This is a genomic window from Tabrizicola sp. (assembly GCF_030373185.1).
GTDB lineage: Bacteria > Pseudomonadota > Alphaproteobacteria > Rhodobacterales > Rhodobacteraceae > Tabrizicola.
The window spans coordinates 920987-945749 of the sequence record NZ_JAUCZH010000001.1 but is presented as its reverse complement, the minus strand read 5'-3'; the positions used below and the strand labels follow the sequence as shown (position 1 = coordinate 945749).

The window sequence follows — 24763 nt, the reverse complement described above, 5'->3', positions numbered from 1 at the left end:
GATTTCCCCTCCCTCAGGCGTAGATGTCGGTCCAGAGTTCCTCCAGCGGAGGCTCCGGGCTTTCTTTCGAGAACTCGGCCGCCTCATTGACGGTGGCCTTGATCTCCTTGTCGATGGCCTTCAGCTCTTCGTCGCTGGCCAGCCCGCCTTGCGTCAGCAAGTCCCGCACATGTTCGATGCAGTCCTTTTCCGTGCGGATTTTTTCCACTTCCTCGCGCGTGCGGTATTTCGCCGGGTCAGACATGGAGTGGCCACGATAGCGGTAGGTCATCATTTCAAGGATATAGGGGCCTTTTCCAGCCCGGCAGTGCGCCACGGCCTTCTCGCCCGCCGCTTTCACCGCCAGCACATCCATCCCGTCAACCTGTTCGCCCGCAATGCCATAGGCCAGCCCGCGACCGAAGTAGGTGGTGGATTTGGTGGACCGCTTGACCGATGTCCCCATCGCATAGCCGTTGTTTTCAATCACGAAAATCACCGGCAGCGCCCAAAGTTCGGCCATGTTGTAGGTCTCGTAGACCTGGCCCTGGTTGGCGGCCCCGTCACCGAAATAGGTAAAGGTCACGTTGTCATTGCCCAGATATTTATCGGCAAAGGCCAGACCCGCGCCCAGCGGCACCTGCGCACCAACAATCCCGTGTCCGCCGTAGAAATGTTTCTCTTTCGAGAACATGTGCATCGACCCGCCCTTGCCCTTGGAGTAGCCCCCGATGCGCCCGGTCAGTTCGGCCATCACGCCCTTGGGGTCCATCCCGCAGGCCAGCATATGCCCGTGGTCGCGGTAGCTTGTGATGCGCTTGTCGCCTTCCTTGGCGGCGGCTTCCAGACCGACGACCACCGCTTCCTGCCCGATGTAGAGATGGCAGAAACCACCGATCAGGCCCATGCCGTAAAGCTGGCCGGCCTTTTCTTCGAACCGGCGGATCAAAAGCATCTCGCGGTAATATTTCAGCAGGTCTTCCTTCGAGACATTCGGTCTCGCGTCAGGCTTCTTCGCCATCGGGCTCCTCCCAGGGGCATTGGATATGTGGCAGAAAATGGTTGAACGTTAAACCATCCATACACTAACGGGGTTTATTGGGTCAAAGCAAAATTCTGCCAAAGCTTCGTGCAGATGGAATGGCACCCATGCGCCAGACGAAGGGCTTGGGTGCGCTGATGCGGGCTGGTCTGGCAGGTGTTGGAAGGAGGTCTAGCGAATCGCAATCTCATCCGACCGCATGTAACCCAACACGTCGCGGGTTTGCTGGTCGAGAAGATCGAGATCGAGATACTGGTCGGAAAGCCGTCTTGTCAGATTCTGCATCTCGGCAAGCTCATTGGCCAGACGATCGCGCTCTGTCGCCAGATTGGCAGCTTCGGCGTCGATCGCGACACGGCGGAACATGCCGTAATCGCCCTGGACAGCGGCAAAGGTGAAATAGACCCCCAGCGCTGATGCCAGCACCAGATAGATCAGCCCACCCAGCCCCCGTCTTGCCCCTGGTCTTGATTGCGCAGTGCTCATGCTTGCCTCGAATGCCCCTCTTCTTCGGGGGCCTTGGCAGAATCATGACACATTGGGAATCGCTTGTGAATCCCGAAAATGCACCGCTGTCAGAGCCTTGGGCGCCCTGCTTTCGCTAGGCGCCCCCGTGTGTCAGGTGATCGACGCTGCATAGATGCTGTCGATCGCATCTTTCAGCGCCGCGTCGAATTCGGCATCCGTTTGCTGCGCCGACAAGCCTTCGCTAAGCGCGCGGCTGAAGCTGGCGATGATTCCGTGGTTCTGCGCAAGGATCTCGTTCGCCTTCGCGCGCGAATGGCCACCCGAGAGCGCGACAACCTTCAGAACCTTGGGGTGTCGCACCAGCGGCTGATAGAAATCCGGCACCGTCGGCAAGCTCAACTTCAGCATGACCTGGCCTTCAAGCCCCTCCAGCGCTTTGAGGATTTCGTCTTGCAGGATCGCCTCCGCCTCGGGCTTGTCGGTGATCGAGATCGTCACCTCCGGCTCAAGGATCGGCATCAACCCATGCGCTGCAACCTGACGGCCAATGTCGAACTGTTGCGCCACGATGGCCGCAATACCCTTGCGGTTGGCGGCATTGATGACTGACCGTTCCTTGGTGCCGAAGATCCCTGCCTTCACGGCGCGGTCCAGAAGGGCATCAAGGCCGGGCATCGGCTTCATCAACTGCACGCCGTCCGCTTCAGCCTCCAACCCCTTGTCGATCTTCAGGAACGGCACCACCCCGCGCTGTTCCCAAAGGAAGGTCGCGGTCGGAATGCCGTCGATGGTGCGGTCCATCGTTTGCTCGAAGAGGATCGCGCCCACCACCTTGTCACCGGTAAAGGCGGGGGATTTGATGATCCGGGCGCGCATCGCGTGGATCATGTCGAACATCTGCTCTTCGCCGGAATATTCCGTTTCGGCCACGCCATAAAGCTTCAGCGCTTTCGGAGTTGATCCGCCCGACTGGTCAAGGGCCGCAATGAAGCCCCGGCCGTTGCGCACCTGTTCGGTCATCTTCGCATTTGTCATGTCCGTCTCCCACTGGTCCTTTTCGGCATAGCGCGGGCGGGGTCGCCCCTCAAGCCATCAGCGCCTGAACACCGGGCAATTCCTTGCCTTCCATCCATTCCAGAAACGCCCCGCCCGCGGTCGAGATGAAGGTGAAGTCCTCCGCCGCACCCGCCGCGTTCAGCGCCGCCACCGTATCGCCCCCCCCGGCAACCGAGATCAACCCCCCGGCCTTGGTCAACCGCGCCGCGGCCTGAGCGGCTGCATTTGTGGCCATGTTGAACGGCTCGATCTCGAAGGCCCCCAAAGGCCCGTTCCAGATCAAGGTCTTGGCGCCAGAGAACACGACCTCCAAGGCTGCCACCGTCTTCGGGCCGGCGTCCAGAATCATCGCGTCGGGCGGGCAATCACGCACGGCCATCGTCTGACTTTCCGCCCCGGCCTTGAATTCTCGCGCTACCACGATATCCACCGGCAGGTGAATCTGGCAGCCCGCCTTTTGCGCCCGGTGCCGGATTTCCCGCGCGGTTTCGGCCATCTCACGTTCCGCCAGTGACCGACCGACCTCGATACCCTCGGCGACAAGGAAGGTGTTGGCCATGCCGCCGCCGATCACCAGATGGTCAACCTTGGTCACCAGATTGGCCAGAAGCTCGATCTTGGTGGACACCTTGGCCCCACCCACAACCGCCACAACCGGCCGCTCTGGTGCGCCCAGTGCCGCTTCCAGCGCGCGCAGTTCTGCCTCCATCAGGCGCCCGGCGGCGGCAGGCAACAGGCGCGCAAGTCCTTCGGTCGAGGCATGCGCCCGGTGCGCGGCCGAAAAGGCGTCGTTGACAAAGACATCGCCCAGTTTCGCCATTTCGGCAGCCAGTGCCGGGTCATTCTTTTCTTCGCCGGGATGAAAACGGGTGTTTTCCAGCAAGACCACCTCGCCCGAAGCCGCCCCGGCAATCGCCGCAGCCGCAACCGGCCCCACACAATCGGCACTGAACACTACCTTACGACCCAAAGACCCGGCCACCGCGTCCGCAACATGGCCAAGGCTCATCTCCGGCACGACCTTGCCCTTGGGCCGGTCGAAATGCGCCAGCAGCACGACCTTGCCGCCCTTGGCGATGATATCCTCGACCGTGGGGCGGATCTTGTCGATCCGGGTCATGTCGCTGACCCGTCCCGCTTCCATCGGAACGTTGATGTCCACCCGGACCAGCACCACCTTGCCAGCCATCGCCACGTCATCCAGCGTTTTCCAGGGCATCGTCGTCTCCTTCAATCAGGTTGCCCGCTTTTGGCCCCCTTATCACGCGCGCGTCAACAGCTTTGGACGCTTTGCCCTTTCCTTGGGCGGATGCCGCCATTACGGTCCGGCCCGACCGAAACCGAGGAGAGGCGCCGATGCCCGACATCAAGGATCCTGAAAACACCATCATCCTGACGCTCAAGGACGGTGAAGTGGTGATCGAACTTCTGGCCGACGTGGCCCCAAAGCACGCCGAGCGGATGAAGCAGCTTGCCCGCGACAAGGCCTATGACAATGTGGCCTTCCACCGGGTGATCGATGGCTTCATGGCCCAGACCGGCGATGTGGAAAACGCCAACATGGAAAGCCCGAGCTACAACCCGCGCCGCGCCGGCACGGGCGGGTCGCAATATCCGGACCTTCCGGCAGAGTTTTCCAAACTGCCGCATGACCGTGGCACGCTTGGCGCAGCCCGGTCGCAAAACCCGAATTCGGCCAACAGCCAGTTCTTCATCAACTTCAGCGACAACCATTTCCTGAACGGCCAGTATACCGTCTATGGCCGGGTGATTTCGGGCATGGAACATGTCGACAAGATCATGAAGGGTGAGCCGCCGGCCAACCCTGATCGCATGATCACCGTCAGGGTGGCTGCCGATGTCCAGGTTTGACACCTACCTTGCCGCCGGCATCTTCGCGGCCGGTGTTGCGGTCGTGGGGGCTTACGGGCTTAGCCAGTCGGCACAGGCGCAGGGCTTTGAAGACGGCCCCGGCCCGAACCTTGTGATCGACATCGCGGGCGAGGCGAATGGCACCGTGGTCATCGACCTTTTGCCGGATGTGGCCCCGCTGCATGTCGCGCAGATCACCTCTCTTGCGGCCGAGGGTGCCTATGACAACGTGGTTTTCCACCGCGTGATCGATGGCTTCATGGCCCAGACCGGCGATGTGTCGAACGGCAAGGTCGGCGGTGATCTGTCGATGGCCGGGATGGGCGGGTCGAACCTGCCCGACATCCCGGCAGAGTTCACCAAGGATCTCAGCTTTCAGCGCGGCGTCGTGGGCATGGCCCGCTCGCAGAACCCCGACAGCGCCAACAGCCAGTTCTTCATCATGTTCGCCCCCGGCGAATTCCTTGATGGCCAGTATACCATCGTCGGAAATGTCGTCTCGGGCATGGAGGTGGTGGATGCGATCAAGCGCGGCACCGGTCGCAACGGTGAAGTGTCCGGCGCACCGGATGTTATGGTGAAAGTCAGCGTTCAGGACTGACCTGATCACATTGCGGGTGGGCAAGGCTGCCCACCCCGCTTTTCAGCCCATGACGACCAGCGCGTGACGCTTCTTGCCAGCGGTCAGTTTCATCGGCTCGACCAGATGGCTGGCACCATAGCGCAGGCTGACATCGGTGACGATATCGTCATTCACCTTCGCCCCGCCTTCCGCGATCAGCCGCTTGGCGTCCTTGCCGCTGGCCGCAAGGCCCGCCCGCACGAAAAGTTGCACGATTCCCACACCATCGGCCAGTTCGGACGGCTCCAGAGTCACGGTCGGCAGATCGTCGCCAATCCCGCCCTTCTCGAAAACCTCGCGCGCCGTGGCTTCCGCCGCCGCCGCCGCCTCGGCCCCATGCAGAAGGGTGGTTGCATGGTTTGCCAGCAGGATCTTGGCCTGATTGATCTCGGACCCGCCAAGCGCACCCAGCCGGTCGCATTCCTCGACCGGAAGTTCGGTGAAGATCTTGAGGAAGCGCCCCACGTCGGCATCGGTCGTGTTGCGCCAGAACTGCCAGAACTCATAGGGCGACAGCATTTCGCCGTTCAGCCAGACCGCACCTTGCGCCGACTTGCCCATCTTGCGCCCGTCGCTGGTGGTCAGGAGCGGCGTGGTCAGCCCGTAGATTTCCTGATCGATCACCCGGCGGGTCAGGTCGATCCCGTTGATGATATTGCCCCACTGATCCGACCCGCCCATCTGCAACAGACAGCCATAGCGGCGGTAGATTTCTAGGAAATCATAGGCTTGCAGGATCATGTAGTTGAATTCAAGGAACGAGAGCGACTGTTCCCGGTCCAGCCTCGACTTCACGCTTTCAAACGACAGCATCCGGTTCACGCTGAAATGCCGCCCGATGTCGCGCAGGAAGTCCAGGTAGTTGAGGCTGTCCAGCCACTCGGCATTGTTCAGCATGATGGCATCGGTCGGCCCGTCGCCGTAATCCAGATACCGCGCGAAAACCTGATTCAGACCCTCGATATTTGCGTCGATCGCCTCGGGCGTAAGCAGCGGGCGCTCTTCGCTGCGAAATGACGGATCGCCGACCTTGGTGGTGCCGCCGCCCATCAGCGTGATCGGCTTGTGTCCGGTTTTTTGCAGCCAGCGCAGGACCATGATGTTCATCAGGTGGCCCACATGCAGGCTGGGCGCCGTGGCGTCATAGCCAATGTAGGCCGGCACGATGCCCTTGACCAAGGCCTCATCCAACGCCTGATAATCGGTGCAGTCGGCGACAAAGCCGCGCTCGAACATCACGCGCATGAAGTCAGATTTTGGATGGTAGTTCATGGCCGCCTCGGTCTAGGATAGGCGCGGTATAGCTTTGCTAGGGTGCCAAGGGAAGATGCGGAAGGATGGTCCGATCTGGGCGCTTGGCGCCATGTCCGGCACCTCGCTCGACGGGGTGGATGCCGCGATGGTCCAGACCGACGGGATCACGATCCACGGCTTCGGTCCTTCGGCTTACCGCGCCTACACCGCAGAAGAACAGGATACGATCCGCGCAGCCCTTGGCCAGTGGCCGGATGACGCGGGTGTCGCCGCCGCCGCGGAGGTGGTCGAAAACGCCCACGCCGAACTCCTGGCCCGCTTTGCCGGGGCAGAGATCCTGGGGTTTCATGGCCAGACCCTTGCGCATGATCCATCGGGTCGCGGTACCCATCAATGCGGCAATGGCGCCCTGCTTGCCGAGGCGCTTGGTCTGACCACGGTCTGGGATTTCCGGTCCTGCGATGTCACGATGGGCGGGCAGGGCGCACCGCTTGCCCCGTTCTTCCATTTCGCCTGCGCCCGTCACATCGGCGCGACTGAGCCTTTGGCCTTCCTTAACCTTGGCGGCGTCGGCAACATCACCTGGGTCAACCCGCAGGCCGCCGGCCCCGAAGCACCGGACGCGCTTCTTGCCTTCGACACCGGCCCCGCGAATGCACCCCTGAATGATCTGATCCTGCAACGCCGTGGCCTTGCCTTTGATCAGGACGGCAGTCTTGCTTCAGGAGGTGAAGTCGATGACGCCTTCCTGTCCGTGGTCCTGAAGGATGGATGGTTCGACATTCCCCCACCCAAATCCCTTGATCGCAATGATTTCAATGGACTTGTCGAGGGTGTCGAGACGCTGGCCGACGCCGATGCTGCGGCAACGCTGACTGCCATAATCGCCGCTACAGTCGCGACGGCCCAGATCCACTTTCCGGCCCCGGTCTCCCGTATCCTTGTGACCGGCGGCGGGCGGCACAATCCGGTGCTGATGGCAGAACTGCGCCGCCGCCTGGCCTGTGCGGTCGATCCGGTTGAAGCCGTCGGTCTGGACGGCGACATGCTGGAAGCGCAGGCATTTGCCTATCTGGCGGTGCGGGTGATCCGAAAGCTTCCGACCTCAAGCCCTGCAACCACCGGCGCGCCCACATTGGTCGGTGGTGGCCAGATCAGCCGTCCCGACCAACCGGCCTGAGGGGGCATGCCGTCCGCCCGTCTGATCAGCCGCGTGATCTGACCTGAGCCGACAGGAACGGCAGCGAATAAAGCACCAGCGCCGCCCAGATGAGCGAAAAGGCCAGTAGTTTGATCTGGCTGAATGGCTCGTCAAAGATGAACACCGCTGTCAGGAAGATCAGCGTCGGTGCGATATATTGCATGACCGCAATGGTCGACAGCCGCAACCGCTTGGCTCCATTGGCATAAATCATCAACGGCCCCGCCGTCACGATCCCGCAGCCGATCAAAAGCGCATCGTTCCACGCCACCCCTTGCATGAAATGCCCGGACCCGTCTGCCCAAAGCCAGACCATATAAACCAGCGCCAATGGCAACAGGATCAGAACTTCCAGCGCAAAACCCTGATTGGGTCCGATCGGCAGCCATTTCTTCAAGAACGCATAAAAGCCCCAGGTCAGCGTCAGCCCCAGCGCCACCACCGGCAGCCGCCCGGCGTCCCATGTCAGAACCGCGACGGCAACCACCGCCAGCCCGATCGCCACACCTTGCGTCCGCCCCATCCCCTCACGCAGCAAGACCGCCCCAAGAAAGATCGAGAACAACGGGTTGATGTAATATCCCAAGGCCGCATCCAGCGCATGCCCCGACCCGATGGCCCAGACATAGATCCCCCAGTTGACCGAGATCAGCGCCGCCGTCACCGCCCCCATCGCCAGCATCCGGGGGGATCGGAACGCCGCGCGCAGATCGCCCGTCCGCCGCAAGACCCAAAGCACCGCAATCGCCACCGGAACCGACCAGACCACGCGGTGCGCAATCACCTCCACCGGGGGAATATGCGCCAGCGCCTTCATGTAGAGCGGCATAAATCCCCAAAGCAGATAGGCCGTCAGCGCAAAGAGAAAGCCCGAAAGGCTGTCTTCGTTGCGCGCAGCTAGGGGCAGCGCGTCAGCAAGCGGCTGGGGGGCAGGATCGGTCATGCCTGATCCCTACCCAAACCCCGCCCGCCCGACCACGCCAATCTTGTGACCCTTACAATCGTCTAGGCCGCGCCCATTGCGGCCCTGTCCCGGCTTGCTCTTTTTCCAAATACTCCGGGGGTCCGGGGGCTGGCCCCCGGCTTGGCGCAATCCAACCGGGCTAAAGCCTGCGCTCCAGATAGGCCTTGGTAAAGGCCGCATAGCCCTCGGCCGTCACCTGCAACTTGTCGCGCATCAATTGGTGAACCTCCGGCAAGCGGTGAAACGGCACCGCGGGCCAGACATGGTGTTCGGTGTGATAAGGCATGTTCCACGCCAGAAACCGCATCAGCCGGTTGGTGAATGTCGTCCGGGTGTTTTGAAGCATGTTGGCCACGCGCGGGCAGTCGCCGTGTTCGGCCAGAAGATAAAGCCGCAAGGCCGGTTGGCCCAGCAGGACCGGCAAGATCCAGACCCACCACAACAGGGGCGACCAGATCAGGCCCACCCCGACCACAAGATACCCGACCGCCATGCCCCGCGCCTCGGCCACGATCCGCGGCTTGGCGGCTTCGGGCAGATAGTCGCCCTCGGCCCGGCCCGCAGCCAGCGCCGCCATCAGCCGCAGCCCCGACCACCAATAGGGCAGGCCGGACACATGCCACAGCCACGCCCGAAGGGTTTCAGGCTTGCCGCCCAGAAGTTCGGGATCCTTGCCGTCGATATTGGTCCAGCGGTGATGCGCCAGATGGAAATAGCGAAACCACTCGAACGGCAGCAAAAGGAGGAACCCTGCCGCCCGCCCCACCTCATCATTCAACCGGGCGCTGGCAAAGGGGGTTCGGTGCGTCGCCTCATGTTCCAGCGTGAACAGGAACACGATCAGCACGCCCTGAACGGGCAAGAGCGCCCACCAGCCCGGCACGGCGGTGGCAATCAGCCCCCCGACCAGAAGGATGGCCCCCAGATGCAGCGCCAGATGCCGCAGGCCCGGCCCGTCTGACCGGGCAGTCATCGCCTCGCGCAGCTCAGCCGGCAAAGCTGAAACAAAGGCTTTGTGATCCATCATCCCTCCAGCGGCAGATCCCAGTCCGGCGCGGCCAGTTCAAATCCGTCAAAGCGGAACCCCGGGCTGACGGTGCAACTGACCAGCGACCAGTCGCCGGTTGATCGTGCCGCCTGCCACCACCCGGCAGGCACCACCGCCTGCACGACATCCTGACCCAGCACATCCGGCCCCAAGCGATACTCTTTCGCCGCCGTCTCGCCCATCGACAGGACAAGGGGCGCACCGGCATGCCAAAGCCAGATTTCATCGGCATCGACCCTGTGCCAATGGCTGCGTTCCCCGGCTTGCAGCAGAAACAGGATCGCGGTCCCGCTTGCGCGACCGCCAACCTGCGGTCCCGCCCATGTTTCGCGGAACCAACCCCCCTCGGGGTGCGGCTGAAGCCCGAGCTTTGCGATGATCGCCTGTGCCGTCATACCTGTCTCCATTCCCCCGGCGTAAGGCCGTCCAATGTCCAGTCCCCGACCCGCCAGCGGATCAGCCGCAGGCAGGGCAGGCCAACGGCGGCACACATCCGCCGCACCTGCCGGTTCCGCCCTTCGCGCAAGGTCAACTCGACCCAGGCGTCAGGCACCGATTTCCGCACCCGGATCGGCGGCATGCGTGGCCAAAGCCAGTCAGGCTCCGCCACGGCCTGCGCTTTTGCAGGCAGGGTGGGGCCATCGTTCAGCGTCACCCCAGCCCGCAACAGCGCCAGCGCGCTTTCTGTCACCACGCCCTCTACCTGCGCCAGATATGTCTTCTCCAGCTTGTGGCGCGGGTCGGCGATCCGGGCCTGCACCTTGCCGTCATCGGTCAGCACCACCAGCCCTTCGCTGTCGCGGTCCAGCCGACCCGCCGGATAGACCCCCTTCACCGGAACGAAATCCGCCAGCGTCTGCCGCCCGTCACCACCCGAGAACTGGCACAGCACGTCATAGGGTTTGTTCAGCAGGATCAGCATGCCCCTTGCTGCCACGTTCGCGCGGAAATGCAAACGGGCGCCCAAGGGCGCCCGTTGATTTCTTGACTGAAATCTTGCCGGAGTTCTGCAAAGCCCCCTCGCCGACCTCAGCCTCTCAGGATTGACCGGCCGGCATATTCCGCCGTCTCGCCCAGCATTTCCTCGATCCGGATCAACTGGTTGTATTTCGCCAACCGGTCCGACCGCGACAAGGAGCCGGTCTTGATCTGCCCGCAGTTCGTCGCAACCGCAAGATCGGCGATCGTGGCATCTTCCGTCTCGCCCGAACGGTGGCTCATCACGTTGGTATAGCGCGCACGGTGCGCCATATCGACGGCTTGCAGGGTTTCGGTCAGAGTGCCGATCTGGTTGACCTTCACGAGCATCGAGTTTGCGCAACCGGCCTTGATACCTTCGGCGAGGCGGCGCGGGTTGGTCACGAAAAGATCATCACCAACCAGTTGGATCTTGTCTCCCAGACGGTCCGTCAACAGCTTCCAGCCCGCCCAGTCATCTTCCGAACACCCATCCTCGATCGAGATGATCGGGTAATCTGCCGCAAGCCCTGCCAGAAAATCGACGTTTTCCTCGATGGACAGCGATTTGCCTTCGCCCTTCATCTCATACCGACCGCCCTTGAAGTATTCCGTCGCCGCACAATCCAGCGCCAGATAGATATCCTCGCCCGGACGATACCCTGCCTTCTCGATGGATTTCAGAATGAAATCAAGCGCGTCTCTGGCAGAGTTAAGGTTTGGTGCAAAGCCGCCCTCATCCCCGATGCCGGTGTTGTGGCCTGCGTTCTGAAGCTCTTTCTTCAGGGTGTGGAACACCTCGGCCCCCATCCGCACCGCTTCGCGGATGTCGGATGCACCTACCGGCATGATCATGAATTCCTGAATGTCGATCGGGTTGTCGGCATGTTCGCCGCCGTTGATGATATTCATCATCGGCACTGGCAAAACGCGGGCCGAAGTGCCGCCGACATAGCGGTAAAGGGGCTGCGCGGTGAACTCGGCAGCGGCTTTTGCAACGGCCAGCGACACGCCCAGAATGGCATTCGCGCCAAGCCGGGATTTGTTCGGCGTGCCGTCCATCTCGATCATGGTTCGGTCGATGCCGACCTGTTCGGTCGCGTCAAAGCCGACGAGTTCCTCGGCAAGCTCGCCGTTCACCGCGGCTACCGCTTCCAGAACGCCCTTGCCCTTGTAGCGGCTGGCGTCGCCGTCGCGGCGTTCATTGGCCTCATGCGCGCCGGTCGAGGCGCCAGACGGCACCGCGGCGCGGCCCATGGACCCGTCTTCAAGGGTGACGTCCACCTCGACCGTCGGGTTCCCCCGGCTGTCCAGAATTTCGCGGGCGTGAATGTCGATGATCGTGCTCATGGGTCTTCCCCTCAGGCCGAATTGTGCTCTCTCGGACCCTTTACCCCGGCTCACCCCGCATGGGAAGCGCGTTTGCGCGCCCGTTCACGGGCAAAGGCATAAAGACCCGACCCCACAATCAGCCCGGCCCCCAGAAGCGTCAGTGTGTCGGGGCGTTCGGCAAGAAAGATCACCCCCAGCGCCATGGAAAACACCAGCCGCGCATAGCGGAACGGGGCAACCACCGCGACCTCGCCGGTGCGCGTGGCGGCCGTTACCGCCCAGTAGCCCGAGGTGCCAAAGATCACTGCGCCCAGCAGGATCAGCGCCTCTGGCCCCGTCACCCCCCGCGCTCCGCCGGTGATGCCAAGCATCCCGACCCCAAGCACAGTCACCGCCATCAGACCCCATGCCGACACCTGCGCCGTGGTGACATGCCTGGGGATCGCCCGCGACGCAAGATCGCGTATCGTCATGCCTGCCACGGTCACCAGCACCAAAAGCGCCTCGGGGCGAAAGCCGTCGGCCCCCGGCTGGACCACCAGAAGAACACCGGCAAACCCCACCGTAATCGCCGTCCAGCGCCGCCAGCCGACCTTTTCACCAAAAACCAGTGCCGCCCCCATCGTGACTGCCAGCGGCATCGCCTGAAGAACCGCCGCCACCGTTCCCAATGGCACCACCGCAAGCGCCGCCACAAAGCTGGCGGTGCCGATCATCTCACCGATATTGCGTGCAATAACGGCCGGATGCAGCGCGTCCTTGGTCAAGATACGGCGCCCCGTGCGCCAGGCCATCAGCACGAAGACCGGCACGCCAAGCACGCCTGAGATCAGGATTATCTGTCCCAGCGGCAAACCCGCAGCTGCCCATTTCAGGAACAGATCCTCGACCGCGAACAAGGCCATCGCGCCAAGCATCAGCAAGATTCCGGTCAGGTTGTCCCTCTGGGTGTCAGGACGGAGGGTTTCATCGCGGATCATCCCGTCTTCTAGGCGGCGCAGGTGGCGATGGAAAGGGGGGCAGGCCCGCAGGCTGCGCCTTGCCCTTCGGGCGTTCCGCATGCACAAGTTTGCCAAGCGCAAAAGGGGATCTCATGAACCGCAAGGACCGGCTTGATGCCTTCGGAGGCTCTGTCCTTCTGGGGGTGACGCTTTTGCTCGCCTTCAACCAGATCATCGTAAAGCTGGTCAATCAGGGCCTGCAACCGGTGTTCTTCGCGGGGCTTCGGTCGGTTCTGGCCGTCTTCTTCGTCTGGGGCTGGCTGGTCTACATGCGCCGCCCGCCGCGGTTGAAGCGCAAGGTGCTTGGTCCCGGCCTTCTGATGGGTGCGGTCTTTGCCGCCGAATTTCTGTGCCTTTTCATGGCGCTGGACCTGACAACCGTTGGGCGCACTTCTGTCATCTTCTATTCCATGCCGGTCTGGTTTGCGATCCTTGCCCATTTCGGCCTTGGTGAACGGATTACCCCGGTTCGCGCCATTGGCCTTGCTTTGGCATTCATCGGGGCGGCATGGGCGATCCTGACCGGCAGCCAGTCGGGCGAGGGCAGCCTTGCGGGCGATCTTTTCGCGCTGGGTGGTGCGCTTGGCTGGGCTGGAACCGCCTTCATCGCCCGTCGTCCCACAATGCGGGCCGAGGGGCCGGAGATGCAGCTGTTCTGGATGGTGTTGGTATCCGGCCCGCTCCTTTTGCTGGCCGCCCCGTTCTTCGGCCCGTTGATCCGCGATCTGCAACCCGTGCATCTGGCGTTTCTGGTCTTTCAGGCCTCGGTCGTCGTCGCGGGCGGTTTCATAGCGTGGCTTTGGCTGATGTCGGTCTATCCGGCCTCGACCGTCGCATCCTTTTCTTTCCTTACGCCGGTTCTGGCGCTGGGGCTGGGCGCGCTAATTTTTGGCGAATCCGTCACTTGGCCGATTCTTGGAGCGGCACTTCTGGTTGGAGCGGGCATTGTCCTGATCAACCGCCCGACTGGCGCGAAGGCCTGACGCAGCAAGGGAATCGCCTTGCAGATAGTCTTGGCTCTGGTTCGGGTCTGGCTGGCTTTGGCAGGCTCGGCCTTCAAGCGCCCCGGAAACCTTGCAAATCCGGCACTCTTCACAAATTGCTCGAAGGTTGTCCCCAAACCTGTCCACAAGGCCCGGGTCGCAGGGGCCGGTTGTGGCCTGTGTGCCATGCAAAGCGTCAAGCCGCAAAATTTGCATTGAAGCGAAATTTTCTCGTTGATCGGGCGGTGTGATTACGACAGTTTGACGAAGCGGCAGGGGACACCACTAAATCTAGTGCCGCGGCGAACAGGCAAGAAGATCCAGATAAACAGGCATCCCAAGCGGATGCGTCCCTCCTGTCGGTGTTGCCGACGGGAAGGGGGGAGCTTTGCCGTCTTGCCGCGACCGGACGGAACGGCCTTGCCAGTTTTGAGAGATTAATCGGCCGAAACGGCCGCAAAAACGGAGTTCAGGGGCATGAAGATCGAGCGGAAGTTCACCACCGAAGCAACCGGCGCTTATGGGGCGCTGGCGTTCAACACCACGGTTTCCGAAATTCGCAACCCCGACGGCACGGTCGTCTTCCGCAACGACGCGGTTGAGATTCCCGAAGGCTGGAGTCAGGTTGCCTCGGACGTGCTCGCCCAGAAGTATTTCCGCAAGGCCGGCGTTCCGGCCGTCTTGAAGCGCGTGAAGGAAAAGGGAGTGCCGTCCTTTCTGTGGCGGTCGGTTCCTGATGACGAGGCGCTGGCGCAACTGCCGACCGATCAGCGCTTTGTCGGCGAAACCTCGGCCAAGCAGGTGTTTGACCGTCTGGCCGGGGCATGGGCCTATTGGGGCTGGAAGGGTGGTTACTTCACCACCGAAGCCGACGCTTCCGCCTATTATGACGAAATGCGCTTCATGCTGGCCCGCCAGATGGCCGCGCCGAACAGCCCGCAGTGGTTCAACACCGGCCTCCATTGGGCTTACGGCATCGACGGCCCGTCGCAGGGTCACTTCTACGTAGACCATGAGACTGGCAAGCTGACCAAGTCCGCGTCGGCATACGAACACCCCCAGCCCCACGCCTGCTTCATCCAGTCGGTCAAGGATGACCTCGTGGGTGATGGCGGCATCATGGACCTCTGGGTGCGTGAGGCCCGGCTTTTCAAATACGGCTCCGGCACCGGCACCAACTTCTCCTCGCTGCGGGGTGAGGGCGAAAAACTGTCGGGCGGTGGCAAATCCTCGGGCCTGATGGGCTTCCTCAAGATTGGCGACCGCGCCGCTGGCGCGATCAAGTCCGGCGGCACCACCCGCCGCGCCGCCAAGATGGTCATCATCGACATGGACCACCCCGATGTCGAAGACTTCATCAACTGGAAGGTGATCGAGGAACAGAAAGTCGCGTCGCTGGTGGCTGGCTCCAAGATGCACGAGGCCCGGCTCAACGACATCTTCGCCGCGATCAAGGCGTTCGATGGTTCGATGGAAGGTGCCACCGACCCGGCAGCCAACCCCGCCCTGAAAGCCGCGATCAAGGCCGCCAAGAAGGCGATGATCCCTGACACCTACACCAACCGCATCCTGCAATACGCGCGGCAGGGTTTCACCTCGATCGAATTCCCGACCTACGACACCGACTGGGACTCCGAGGCCTATATCTCCGTCTCCGGCCAGAACTCCAACAACTCGGTCCGCGTGACCGATGCCTTCCTGCGCGCGGTCAGGGAAGACAAGCCGTGGGAGCTGATCCGCCGCACCGACGGCAAGGTCGCCAAGACTGTCTCGGCGCGCGAGCTCTGGGACCAGATCGGCCACGCCGCCTGGGCCTGCGCCGACCCCGGCATCCAGTTCCACGACACCGTCAACGCCTGGCACACCTGCCCGGAAGATGGCGCGATCCGGGGTTCGAACCCTTGCTCGGAATACATGTTCCTTGACGACACCGCCTGCAACCTGGCGTCGATGAACCTGCTGACCTTCTTCCACAACGGCAAGTTCGACGCCGAGGCTTATGTCCACGCCTCGCGCCTCTGGACGGTCACGCTGGAAATCTCGGTCATGATGGCGCAGTTCCCGTCCAGGGAAATCGCTCAGCTTTCCTACGACTTCCGCACCCTCGGCCTTGGCTACGCCAACATCGGTGGCCTCTTGATGAACATGGGCCTTGGCTATGACAGCAAGGAAGGCCGCGCCCTGTGCGGAGCGCTGACCGCGATCATGACCGGCGTCAGCTACGCCACCTCGGCCGAGATGGCGAAGGAACTCGGTCCCTTCTCCGGCTACGCCCGCAACCGTGACCACATGCTGCGCGTCATCCGCAACCACCGCGCCGCTGCACACGGCACGGCCTATGAAGGCCTGAACGTTCCCGCCGTTGACCTTGACCACGCGAACTGCCCGGACCAAACCCTTGTCGCGCTTGCCAAATCCGCTTGGGACGAAGCGCTGAGCCTTGGCGAAGCACACGGCTTCCGCAACGCGCAGACCACCGTCATCGCCCCGACCGGCACCATCGGCCTTGTGATGGATTGCGACACGACGGGCATCGAGCCTGACTTTGCGCTGGTGAAGTTCAAGAAACTGGCAGGCGGAGGTTACTTCAAGATCATCAACCAGTCGGTCCCGGCAGCGCTTGAAAAGCTTGGCTACTCTACTGCCCAAGCCGCCGAGATCGTCGCCCATGCCGTCGGCCACGGCTCGCTTGGCCAGGCCCCGGCGATCAACCACACCTCGCTCATTGGCCACGGTTTCGGCCCGCGCGAGATTGAAAAGATCGAATCCGCCCTGCCATCCGCCTTCGACATCAAGTTCGTCTTCAACCAGTGGACCCTTGGCGCCGATTTCTGCAAGGGCAACCTTGGCATCCCCGAAGAAAAGCTGAACGATCCGACCTTCGACCTTCTGCGCCACCTTGGCTTCACCAAGGCCCAGATCGACGCTGCCAATGACCATGTCTGCGGCACCATGACGCTGGAAAATGCGCCGCACCTGAAGCCCGAGCACTACTCGGTCTTTGACTGCGCCAACCCCTGCGGCAAGACCGGCAAGCGTTTCCTGTCGGTCGAATCCCACATCCACATGATGGCGGCGGCGCAGTCCTTTATCTCGGGCGCGATCTCGAAGACGATCAACATGCCGAACAACGCCACCATCGCGGAAACGCTGGCGGCCTATGAGCTTTCCCACTCGCTCGGCATCAAGGCCAACGCGCTTTACCGCGACGGATCGAAGCTGTCGCAGCCGCTGGCAAGCGCGCTGATCGAGGATGACGACGAAGCCGAGGACGTTCTGACCAACGGCTCCTTGATGGAAAAGGCGCAGGTGATTGCCGAAAAGATCGTCGAAAAGGTGATCATCAAGGAAATCGTCCGCAGCAATCGCGAAAAACTGCCGGAGCGCCGCAAGGGCTATACGCAAAAGGCCATCGTCGGCGGCCACAAGGTTTACCTGCGCACCGGCGAATATCAGGACGGCTCGCTTGGTGAGATCTTCATCGACATGCACAAGGAAGGTGCCGGCTTCCGCGCGATGATGAACAACTTCGCCATCGCCGTCAGCGTCGGCCTGCAATATGGCGTGCCGCTGGAAGAATTCGTCGAGGCCTTCACCTTCACCCGGTTCGAACCGGCCGGCATGGTGCAGGGCAATGACTCGGTCAAGAACGCGACCTCGATCCTAGACTACATCTTCCGCGAACTGGCGATCTCTTACCTCGACCGCACCGATCTTGCGCATGTGGCCCCGAAAGGCGCCAGCTTCGACGATCTTGGCCGGGGCGATGACGAAGGCAAGCGCAACATCTCGGAAGTGTCCGACGCCGCCGCGACCCGCGGGCTGGAGGTGCTGAAGCAGATTTCTTCCACCGGCTACCTCAGGAAGCGCCTGCCGCAGGAACTTGTGGTCCTGCAAGGCGGGATGGGGGCGACGGCGCTGGCCAACGGCACCGACCCGGTTTCCACCCTGAACATGCTCGTCCCTGACGCGCGGGTTTCGGGCTTTTCGGAAACGGTCTCGACCTATGCGATCAGCACGGCCAGCATCTCGACCGACGCCCGGTCGAAGGCCAAGCTGCAAGGCTACACCGGGGACTCGTGCAGCGAGTGCGGCAACTACACCATGGTGCGCAACGGGTCTTGCCTGAAGTGCAACTCCTGCGGGGGAACGACGGGGTGTAGCTGATCCCGTCGTCGCAGACGATTGAATCCAACAAGTGGCGGGCATCAAAGGCCCGCCGCCGTTTATTGATACCCAACTGAACTCAAGCGTCCCCCGCGATCTTTGCCGCGAGCAAATCCAAAAAATCTGACTAAAGCTTGCCCCCGCGCCTTTTCTGAATACTCCACGGGAGGTCCGGAGGGTGTGAGACCCTAAGGGGCCAGCTTCAGGCGCGCCACCACCCCCATTTGACCCCGGCCGCGCCGCTGGCTACCATCCGCTGATGAAACCTGATCCCGCACAAGAAATGACCAAGGCCCTGCGCGACGGAGGTGTCCGCGTGACCCGCCAGCGCGAGGCGCTTTTGCGCGTCTTGACCGAGGCGCAGGACCACCCCGACGCGGCCGAACTTCACCGCCGCGCACGCACGCTGGATGACAGCCTGTCGCTGGCCACCGTCTACCGCACGCTTTCTGTGCTGGAACGTGAAGGTGTCGTGCTGCGGCTCGCGCTGGAAAACGGTGGCGCGCGGTATGAGGTGGCGGACGCCCCCCATCATGACCATATCGTCGATCTCGACACCGGCCAGATCACCGAATTCCGGTCGGAAAAGATCGAACAGCTGCAACGTGAGATCGCAGCCGAGATGGGTTACGATATCGTCCACCATCGGCTGGAGCTTTACTGCCGCAAGAAGCGCTGACCCCGGTCAGAGGTGCCGCACCAGCCGCAGCGCGTCATAGATCGCGGCATGGGTGTTGCGCGCTGCCACTGCATCGCCGATCCGGTAAAGCGCAAAGCCGGGCTTGCCGTCGCCTTCGGGCTGGGGGCGGCCATCGATCAGCGCATCGTGGTCAACCGCACCAAGATTGGCCGACAAGGGCTTGAGATCAAAGTAGATATCGGCCAAGGGCTGCGTGCCGTGATTGACCACCACCTGATCATAAAGCGCAGTTTTCGCCAGCTTCATGTAGTCTGATCCGATCGTGGTTTTCAGCTGGTTCCCGGACTTTTCAACCGAAGAAAGCCGGTAGGTCACGGTAAAGGTCACCTCCTTGTCCTGCATCGCGCGCATGTAGGGGACAAGGTTCATCGCCATGACATCGGGGGCAAAGGTGCGGTCTGGGGTCATCACCTCAACCTTGGCGCCTGCCTCGGCAATCAATTGCGCCGCCTGCAACGCGGCATGGTCGCCCGCGTCGTCGTACAAGAGCACGTTCGCGCCTGGCTTCACGTCGCCCGAAAGGATATCCCAGGTCGACACCACCAGATCATTACCCGCGCTCAACACATCGGTTGTGGGCAGGCCACCCGTGGCGATGATCACAACATCCGGGTTTTCTGCTGTTACGTCAGAAGCTTCTGCGAAGGTGTTGAAGCGGAACTCTACCCCTCGTGCAGCGCATTGTGCCATGCGCCAATCGATGATGCCGATCATCTCGCGGCGCCTTGGGCTGCGGGCGGTCAACAGAACCTGTCCGCCCGGCTCGGCCGCAGCTTCGATGACCACGACCTTGTGGCCCCGTTCCGCCGCCACCCGCGCCGCCTCTAGCCCCGCAGGGCCGGCACCGACGATCACTACCTTCTTTTGCCGCGCTGCCGGGGCGATGGCATGGGGCTGGGTTTCCTCGCGTCCGGTCGAGGGGTTGTGGATGCACAGAGCCATTCCGCCCTGATAGATCCGGTCAAGGCAGTAGGTGGCCCCCACACAAGGCCGGATGTCTTCTTCGCGGCCTTCGGTGATCTTCTGCACGATATGCGGGTCGGCCATATGCGCCCGGGTCATGCCCACCATATCCAACTGCCCGGAAGCCACGGCATAGCGCGCGGTCGCCACATCGGGGATGCGGGCGGCGTGGAACGTGGGCAGGCCCACCTCGGCCCGAATCCGGCCCGCGAAATCAAGGTGTGGGGCGGATTTCATCCCTTGAATCGGGATCACATCAGTCATCGCGGGGTCGGTGTGGATCCGGCCCTTGATGATGTTAAGAAAATCAACCAAGCCACTGTCACGAAACAGCTTTCCAATGGCGATGCCTTCGTCGGCGTCAATGCCGCCGGGGGCATCCTCATCCGCCGTATAGCGCACACCCAACAGGAAATCCGGTCCTACGCGTTTGCGGCAGGCGGCCAGCACCTCCAGCGAAAAGCGCGCGCGGTTTTCAAGCGACCCGCCGTAGGGCGCGGGCAAGGCGTTGGTGAAGGGCGACATGAACTGGTCCATCAGATGGCCGTAGCATTCAAACTCCACCCCATCGAGGCCGGCAGCGTGCATCCGTTCAGCTGCATCGGCGTAGTCATTGATAATGCGGGAAATATCCCAATCCTCAACCACTTTCGGAAAGGCGCGGTGGCTGGGTTCGCGCGCAGGCCCCGCGGCGACCACCGGCAGCCAATCGCCCTTGTCCCAGCGAGTGCGGCGGCCAAGATGCGTAAGCTGGATCATCACCGCCGCCCCCGCCTCGTGGCAGTCATCGGCAAGACGCTTCATCCACGGCACCACCTCGTCCTTGTAGGCGAGGATATTGTTGAAGACCGGCGGGCTGTCCTTCGACACCGCAGCCGAGCCCGCCGTCATGGTCAGCGCCACGCCCGCCTTGGCCCGTTCCAGATGGTAAAGCCGGTAGCGGTCTTTCGGCATCCCGTCTTCGGGGTAGGCCGGTTCATGGCTGGTTGTCATGATCCGGTTGCGCAGGGTCAGGTGCTTGATCTGGTAGGACTGAAGAAGCGGATCGGTCGACATGGGCTTGGGACTCGCTGGTAGTGTTTCGAGCAAGACTAGCGAGGGCTGCCGTGTCGCTCAAGCAAAATCGACACATGTGTCGAGTTTGCTGATCTTGTGCCTTGGGGCAGGGAGGGCATAGGGTCTGGGCATGGACACGAAACAGAATGAACGCGGGTGGCGCGGCACGCCGGAACTGTGGCTGGACGCGGCCTATGGGGTGCTGGTGGAAGCCGGGGTCGAGGCGGTGAAGGTCATGCCCCTGGCTGAACGGCTGGGGCTGTCGCGCACCTCGTTCTACTGGCATTTCGCGGACCGCGAGGCGCTTCTGGCCGGGCTTGTCGCAAGGTGGCGGGCGAAGAACACCGGCAATCTTGTGGCGCGCTGCGAAGCGCAGGCGGCAACCATTGCCGAAGCGATGCTGAACCTGATTGATTGCTGGGTAGACCCGGACCTGTTTGACAGCAGGCTGGAATTTGCGATGCGGACATGGGCGCTGACAGATCCGGTCGTTGCCGCCGAGATGGCTGAGGCCGATGCCGTGCGGCTGGCGGCGATCACCGCCCTGTTCAGCCGCTTTGGCTATGACGAAACCGAAGCGGATACCCGGGCGCGGGCGCTATACCTGACGCAGGTCGGTTATATCGCCCTGCGGTCGGCTGAGAGCTTCGAGATGCGGATGGGCCGCATCCCTGCCTATGTGCTGACGTTTTGTGGCAAGGCCCCCACGTCGGCAGAGGTCGCCGCCTTTCGCGCGCGCCACGCCGACAGATAGGGCATCCTGCCGTCGGGCTACTCTGCCGCGTGGGGCGTGGTCTTTCGGCGTGACAACGTGTCTTCCAGCGTCGCAAGCCGCCCTTGCAACAAGGCCATATCCTGTTGCCCGCGTGCGATCCGTTCGGCAAGGACATGGGCTTCGGGGTTCTCCGGCTCCACTTCCTTCTTGCCAAGGAACCGGCCCAGCATCCAGCTGAACAGGCGCGAAAGATCATCCATCACCAGATAAAGCGACGGCACCACGACAAGGCTGAGGACGGTGGACACAATGATCCCCCCAATGACTGCAATCGCCATCGGCGCGCGGAACGCCCCGCCTTCGCCCACGCCAAGCGCCGAAGGCAGCATCCCCGCCGACATCGCGATCGAGGTCATCACGATCGGGCGGGCGCGTTTATGGCCGGCCTCGATCACTGCCGCGATCCGTTCCATCCCGCGCACCCGCATTTCGATGGCAAAGTCGATCAACAGGATGGCGTTTTTCGACACGATCCCCATCAGCATCAAGATCCCGATCAGCACCGGCATCGACAAAGGGTTTTGCGTCAGGATCAGGGCGGCGGCCACGCCGCCCACCGACAACAGAAGCGAGAAGATGATCGTCAGCGGTTGCAGCACCGAATGGAACAAGAGGATCAGGACGAACATCATCAGCAGCACGCCCAGCACCATGGCGTTGACGAAGCTGCCCAGAAGCTCGGCCTGGACCTCGGCGTCGCCCGAGGGAGTGATCTTGACCGAAGGCGGCAAGTTCAACGTCGGCAAAATCTCCATGAACCGCTCGGTTGCCTGGTCCAGCACATAGCCGGGCGCGATATCCGCTCCGAGTGTGGCAACCCGCTGCCGGTCCAATCGTTTCACCGCCGATGGCCCTTCCGCCACCTCCACGGTTGCCACGGCCGACAGCGGCACCGGGCCGGTCGCGGTCTGCACCTTCAGGGCCGAGATGCGGGCAAGGCTGTCGCGCGATGCCTCATCCAGTTGCACCCGGATCGGCACCAGCCGGTTGTCGATGGACAGCTTGCCAAGGGCGGCTGACACGTCGCCGATTGTGGCAACCCGGACCAAGGCTGCAATCTGCTGCACGGTCACGCCCAGACGCGCGGCCTCTTCGGTCTTCGGGGTGATCTGGATTTCGGGCCGGGGCAGGGCAACCTCTGTCGAGGCGTTTTGCAGCATCGGCTCGTCGCGCAGGGCGGCGTCGATCTTGGCGATCGCGTCGTCAAGCGCGCGCTCGTCGTTTGACAGGATGTCAAAGCTGAAGGGCCGTGCGCCACCGCCCATGTTCGAGGCCTTGAACGCCCGCAGATCCGGCACCGCGCGCAGGGCGGCAAAGACCTCGGTCTCGATCTCGGGCTGCGGACGGATACGGCCTTGCAGCGGTGCCTCGGGCAGCATCGGCCCGATCACTGGCAGCATCTGGCCAAGGTCGGAAAGTTTGCGGCCCAGCCCGTTGTCCAGCCGGTCAAGGATGATGGTAAAGGTCGCGCGGCGGATGTCGCGGTCGCCAAGCGGGGTGGACCCGCCCACGACCAGCACCGATTTCACCCCGTCGATATCCTTGATCGCCGCACGCATCGCCTCGGTGGTGTCGGCCGTGTCGTCCAGGGTGCTGCCGGGCGGCAGTTCGACCGAAACCACGATCCGGCTTTCATCTTCCGGCGGGAAAAGACTTCCCGGCACGGCCAGCATTGCCTGAACCGAAAAGATCACCACGACGATGGCCGCTGCCAGCGTGACATAGTAGGTCGGCAGACCCAGCCAGCGGATTTTCTGAAAACGCCACACCCGCGTGGTGTTGCGCACCAGCCAGAGATAGCCGCGCATGACGAAACCGTCGCGCTCGCCGCCCTCATGGCCGCCGGCGTCCTTGGTCCGCATCAGATACGCCGCCATCATCGGCGTGATAAGCCGCGCCACGCCCAGCGAGAACAGCACCGCAATCGCCACCGTCAAGCCGAACTGGCGGAAATACTGCCCGGGAATCCCCGGCATGAAGCTGACCGGCACAAAGACCGCGACGATGGTCGCGCTGGTGGCGATCACCGCAAGGCCGATCTCGTCGGCGGCGTCGATGGCGGCGCGGTAAGGGGTCTTGCCCATGCGGATATGCCGGGCAATGTTTTCGATCTCGACGATGGCGTCGTCGACAAGGATGCCGGTGGCCAGCGTCAGGGCCAGGAAGCTGACAAGGTTCAGCGAAAAGCCCAGCATGTCCATCAAAAGGAACGTCGGCACCGCCGACAGGGGCAGGGCCACCGCCGCAATGAACGTCGCGCGCCAGTTGCGCAGGAAGGCAAAGACCACCAGCACCGCCAGAAGCGCGCCTTCCAGCAGGGTGTGGATCGCGGCTTCATAGTTGCCGTAGGTGTAGAAGACGGAATCATCCACCAGATCAATGCTGACATCGGAATGGTCCAGCCGCAGCTGATCGACCACCGAATTGGTGACTTCGGCCACGCTGACCTCGGACGCGCCTTTTGATCGGAAGACCAGGAAACTGACCAGCGGTTCGCCGTCGATCCGGGTGAAGCTGCGCATTTCCTCATAGCTGTCGATCACCTGCCCAAGGTCGGACAGCCGCACGAAACGGCCCGAGGGCAGGGCAATGCTGGTTGCCGCCAAGGCCTCGACAGTGCCGCTGTCGCCAAGGGTGCGGATCACCTGTTCGCCGGTGCCAAGGCTCAGCTTGCCGGCCCCAAGATTGGCGTTGGTCGCCGCGATCTGCGCGCTGACCGCCTGGGCGGTCACACCGTAGCTGTCCAGCCGGACCGGATCCAGTTCCACCCGTATTTCCCGGTCAGCCCCGCCGATCCGCGTGACCCGGCCAATTCCGGGGCGGCCTTGCAGCGAGCGCGTCACGGTATCATCGACGAACCAGCTGATCTCCTCGATCGTCTTGTCGGGGGCAGAAACGGCGAAGGTCATGATCGCCTGACCTTCGACGTCGATCCTTGTCACGATGGGCGCTTCCACATCGCCCGGAAGATCGCCGCGGATCTGGTCGACCGCGTCCTTCACATCCTGCACCGCCTTGTCGGTCGGCACGTCCATGCGAAATTCGACAGCCGTGGTCGAAAGCCCGTCAGTGACGGTCGAGATGACCTTCTTTACCCCGGTGATGCCGGCCACGGCATCTTCGATTTCCTTGGTGATCTGGGTTTCCATTTCGGCCGGGGCCGCGCCGGACTGACCGACACTGACCGCAACCAGCGGCACGTCGATATTGGGAAACCGCGTGATCGGCAGAGTGTTGAAGCTTTGCCAACCCATCACCATCAACAGGAAGAAGGCCAGAAGCGGGGCAACGGGGTTGCGGATCGACCAGGCTGAAAAGTTCAT

The 24763-nt window shown here is 62.6% G+C and carries 20 protein-coding genes; 7 read left to right on the top strand and 13 right to left on the bottom strand.

Annotation, left to right across the window (positions count from 1 at the left end; translation table 11 throughout):
- Window positions 1–13: 13 nt before the first annotated feature.
- The 4 genes from pdhA to QUV21_RS04530 all read right to left on the bottom strand — a co-directional run bounded on the left by pdhA (window position 14) and on the right by QUV21_RS04530 (window position 3764).
- Entirely contained in the window at window positions 14–1000 is a 987-nt protein-coding gene (gene pdhA, locus QUV21_RS04545; protein ID WP_300853400.1) for a pyruvate dehydrogenase (acetyl-transferring) E1 component subunit alpha, read from the bottom strand.
- Between the two features lie 192 nt (window positions 1001–1192).
- Window positions 1193–1507: a septum formation initiator family protein gene (locus tag QUV21_RS04540; RefSeq protein ID WP_300853399.1), complete on the bottom strand. Its 315-nt coding sequence runs from the start codon at window positions 1505–1507 to the stop codon at window positions 1193–1195.
- A 132-nt stretch (window positions 1508–1639) separates the two neighbouring features.
- Window positions 1640–2524 carry a fructose bisphosphate aldolase gene (locus QUV21_RS04535; RefSeq protein WP_300853398.1) on the bottom strand — a complete coding sequence of 295 codons (885 nt, stop codon included), beginning with the start codon at window positions 2522–2524 and terminating at the stop codon, window positions 1640–1642.
- A 49-nt stretch (window positions 2525–2573) separates the two neighbouring features.
- Window positions 2574–3764 (bottom strand): phosphoglycerate kinase, encoded by a 1191-nt coding sequence (locus tag QUV21_RS04530; protein WP_300853397.1) that lies wholly within the window; start codon window positions 3762–3764, stop codon window positions 2574–2576.
- 137 nt (window positions 3765–3901) lie between these two features.
- Here QUV21_RS04530 and QUV21_RS04525 point away from each other — a divergent pair, with 137 nt between their 5' ends.
- The gene (locus QUV21_RS04525) at window positions 3902–4417 is read left to right on the top strand and encodes a peptidylprolyl isomerase (protein ID WP_300853396.1); all 516 of its coding nucleotides are present in this window, start codon (window positions 3902–3904) and stop codon (window positions 4415–4417) included.
- On the top strand, window positions 4404–5018 hold the full coding sequence (locus tag QUV21_RS04520; protein ID WP_300853395.1) for a peptidylprolyl isomerase: 615 nt from the start codon (window positions 4404–4406) through the stop codon (window positions 5016–5018). Before QUV21_RS04525 ends, QUV21_RS04520 begins: the two co-directional genes overlap by 14 nt.
- A gap of 42 nt (window positions 5019–5060) precedes the next feature.
- Here the strand turns inward: QUV21_RS04520 and tyrS are convergent, their stop codons facing one another.
- On the bottom strand, window positions 5061–6311 hold the full coding sequence (gene tyrS, locus QUV21_RS04515; protein WP_300853394.1) for a tyrosine--tRNA ligase: 1251 nt from the start codon (window positions 6309–6311) through the stop codon (window positions 5061–5063).
- Window positions 6312–6366: 55 nt separating this feature from the next.
- On the opposite strand from tyrS, the gene QUV21_RS04510 reads away from it, so the two are divergent.
- Window positions 6367–7473: an anhydro-N-acetylmuramic acid kinase gene (locus tag QUV21_RS04510; RefSeq protein WP_300853393.1), complete on the top strand. Its 1107-nt coding sequence runs from the start codon at window positions 6367–6369 to the stop codon at window positions 7471–7473.
- Window positions 7474–7498: 25 nt separating this feature from the next.
- Here QUV21_RS04510 and rarD read toward each other — a convergent pair whose 3' ends face one another.
- The 6 genes from rarD to QUV21_RS04480 all read right to left on the bottom strand — a co-directional run bounded on the left by rarD (window position 7499) and on the right by QUV21_RS04480 (window position 12775).
- Window positions 7499–8437, bottom strand: coding sequence for an EamA family transporter RarD (gene rarD, locus QUV21_RS04505; RefSeq protein ID WP_300853392.1), 939 nt, complete (start codon window positions 8435–8437; stop codon window positions 7499–7501).
- Window positions 8438–8597: 160 nt separating this feature from the next.
- Window positions 8598–9485 carry a fatty acid desaturase gene (locus tag QUV21_RS04500; protein WP_300853391.1) on the bottom strand — a complete coding sequence of 296 codons (888 nt, stop codon included), beginning with the start codon at window positions 9483–9485 and terminating at the stop codon, window positions 8598–8600.
- Window positions 9482–9901, bottom strand: coding sequence for a cupin domain-containing protein (locus QUV21_RS04495; protein WP_300853390.1), 420 nt, complete (start codon window positions 9899–9901; stop codon window positions 9482–9484). The genes QUV21_RS04500 and QUV21_RS04495 overlap by 4 nt, the downstream gene beginning before the upstream one ends.
- Window positions 9898–10428, bottom strand: a complete 531-nt coding sequence (locus QUV21_RS04490; protein WP_300853389.1) for a pseudouridine synthase — start codon at window positions 10426–10428, stop codon at window positions 9898–9900. Before QUV21_RS04490 ends, QUV21_RS04495 begins: the two co-directional genes overlap by 4 nt.
- A 107-nt stretch (window positions 10429–10535) precedes the next feature.
- On the bottom strand, window positions 10536–11813 hold the full coding sequence (gene eno, locus QUV21_RS04485; RefSeq protein WP_300853388.1) for a phosphopyruvate hydratase: 1278 nt from the start codon (window positions 11811–11813) through the stop codon (window positions 10536–10538).
- A 50-nt stretch (window positions 11814–11863) separates the two neighbouring features.
- Window positions 11864–12775 (bottom strand): DMT family transporter, encoded by a 912-nt coding sequence (locus tag QUV21_RS04480; protein ID WP_300853387.1) that lies wholly within the window; start codon window positions 12773–12775, stop codon window positions 11864–11866.
- Between the two features lie 113 nt (window positions 12776–12888).
- On the opposite strand from QUV21_RS04480, the gene QUV21_RS04475 reads away from it, so the two are divergent.
- The 3 genes from QUV21_RS04475 to QUV21_RS04465 all read left to right on the top strand — a co-directional run bounded on the left by QUV21_RS04475 (window position 12889) and on the right by QUV21_RS04465 (window position 18625).
- Entirely contained in the window at window positions 12889–13779 is an 891-nt protein-coding gene (locus tag QUV21_RS04475; RefSeq protein WP_300853386.1) for a DMT family transporter, read from the top strand.
- A gap of 477 nt (window positions 13780–14256) precedes the next feature.
- Window positions 14257–17946 carry a vitamin B12-dependent ribonucleotide reductase gene (locus tag QUV21_RS04470; RefSeq protein WP_300853385.1) on the top strand — a complete coding sequence of 1230 codons (3690 nt, stop codon included), beginning with the start codon at window positions 14257–14259 and terminating at the stop codon, window positions 17944–17946.
- Between the two features lie 259 nt (window positions 17947–18205).
- Window positions 18206–18625, top strand: a complete 420-nt coding sequence (locus QUV21_RS04465; protein ID WP_300853384.1) for a Fur family transcriptional regulator — start codon at window positions 18206–18208, stop codon at window positions 18623–18625.
- Window positions 18626–18631: 6 nt separating this feature from the next.
- Here QUV21_RS04465 and QUV21_RS04460 read toward each other — a convergent pair whose 3' ends face one another.
- Window positions 18632–20665 (bottom strand): NADH:flavin oxidoreductase, encoded by a 2034-nt coding sequence (locus tag QUV21_RS04460; protein ID WP_300853383.1) that lies wholly within the window; start codon window positions 20663–20665, stop codon window positions 18632–18634.
- A gap of 130 nt (window positions 20666–20795) precedes the next feature.
- Here QUV21_RS04460 and QUV21_RS04455 point away from each other — a divergent pair, with 130 nt between their 5' ends.
- Entirely contained in the window at window positions 20796–21419 is a 624-nt protein-coding gene (locus tag QUV21_RS04455; RefSeq protein WP_300853382.1) for a TetR/AcrR family transcriptional regulator, read from the top strand.
- Window positions 21420–21436: 17 nt separating this feature from the next.
- On the opposite strand, the gene QUV21_RS04450 is transcribed toward QUV21_RS04455, so the two are convergent.
- Window positions 21437–24763: an efflux RND transporter permease subunit gene (locus tag QUV21_RS04450; RefSeq protein ID WP_300853381.1), complete on the bottom strand. Its 3327-nt coding sequence runs from the start codon at window positions 24761–24763 to the stop codon at window positions 21437–21439.

What these genes read in the sequence shown, in the direction of transcription:
- pdhA (WP_300853400.1), bottom strand. Translation starts at nt 1,000, where the DNA reads ATGGCGAAGAAGCCTGACGCGAGACCGAATGTCTCGAAGGAAGACCTG.
- QUV21_RS04540 (WP_300853399.1), bottom strand. Translation starts at nt 1,507, where the DNA reads ATGAGCACTGCGCAATCAAGACCAGGGGCAAGACGGGGGCTGGGTGGG.
- QUV21_RS04535 (WP_300853398.1), bottom strand. Translation starts at nt 2,524, where the DNA reads ATGACAAATGCGAAGATGACCGAACAGGTGCGCAACGGCCGGGGCTTC.
- QUV21_RS04530 (WP_300853397.1), bottom strand. Translation starts at nt 3,764, where the DNA reads ATGCCCTGGAAAACGCTGGATGACGTGGCGATGGCTGGCAAGGTGGTG.
- QUV21_RS04525 (WP_300853396.1), top strand. Translation starts at nt 3,902, where the DNA reads ATGCCCGACATCAAGGATCCTGAAAACACCATCATCCTGACGCTCAAG.
- QUV21_RS04520 (WP_300853395.1), top strand. Translation starts at nt 4,404, where the DNA reads ATGTCCAGGTTTGACACCTACCTTGCCGCCGGCATCTTCGCGGCCGGT.
- tyrS (WP_300853394.1), bottom strand. Translation starts at nt 6,311, where the DNA reads ATGAACTACCATCCAAAATCTGACTTCATGCGCGTGATGTTCGAGCGC.
- QUV21_RS04510 (WP_300853393.1), top strand. Translation starts at nt 6,367, where the DNA reads ATGCGGAAGGATGGTCCGATCTGGGCGCTTGGCGCCATGTCCGGCACC.
- rarD (WP_300853392.1), bottom strand. Translation starts at nt 8,437, where the DNA reads ATGACCGATCCTGCCCCCCAGCCGCTTGCTGACGCGCTGCCCCTAGCT.
- QUV21_RS04500 (WP_300853391.1), bottom strand. Translation starts at nt 9,485, where the DNA reads ATGATGGATCACAAAGCCTTTGTTTCAGCTTTGCCGGCTGAGCTGCGC.
- QUV21_RS04495 (WP_300853390.1), bottom strand. Translation starts at nt 9,901, where the DNA reads ATGACGGCACAGGCGATCATCGCAAAGCTCGGGCTTCAGCCGCACCCC.
- QUV21_RS04490 (WP_300853389.1), bottom strand. Translation starts at nt 10,428, where the DNA reads ATGCTGATCCTGCTGAACAAACCCTATGACGTGCTGTGCCAGTTCTCG.
- eno (WP_300853388.1), bottom strand. Translation starts at nt 11,813, where the DNA reads ATGAGCACGATCATCGACATTCACGCCCGCGAAATTCTGGACAGCCGG.
- QUV21_RS04480 (WP_300853387.1), bottom strand. Translation starts at nt 12,775, where the DNA reads ATGATCCGCGATGAAACCCTCCGTCCTGACACCCAGAGGGACAACCTG.
- QUV21_RS04475 (WP_300853386.1), top strand. Translation starts at nt 12,889, where the DNA reads ATGAACCGCAAGGACCGGCTTGATGCCTTCGGAGGCTCTGTCCTTCTG.
- QUV21_RS04470 (WP_300853385.1), top strand. Translation starts at nt 14,257, where the DNA reads ATGAAGATCGAGCGGAAGTTCACCACCGAAGCAACCGGCGCTTATGGG.
- QUV21_RS04465 (WP_300853384.1), top strand. Translation starts at nt 18,206, where the DNA reads ATGAAACCTGATCCCGCACAAGAAATGACCAAGGCCCTGCGCGACGGA.
- QUV21_RS04460 (WP_300853383.1), bottom strand. Translation starts at nt 20,665, where the DNA reads ATGTCGACCGATCCGCTTCTTCAGTCCTACCAGATCAAGCACCTGACC.
- QUV21_RS04455 (WP_300853382.1), top strand. Translation starts at nt 20,796, where the DNA reads ATGGACACGAAACAGAATGAACGCGGGTGGCGCGGCACGCCGGAACTG.
- QUV21_RS04450 (WP_300853381.1), bottom strand. Translation starts at nt 24,763, where the DNA reads ATGAACTTTTCAGCCTGGTCGATCCGCAACCCCGTTGCCCCGCTTCTG.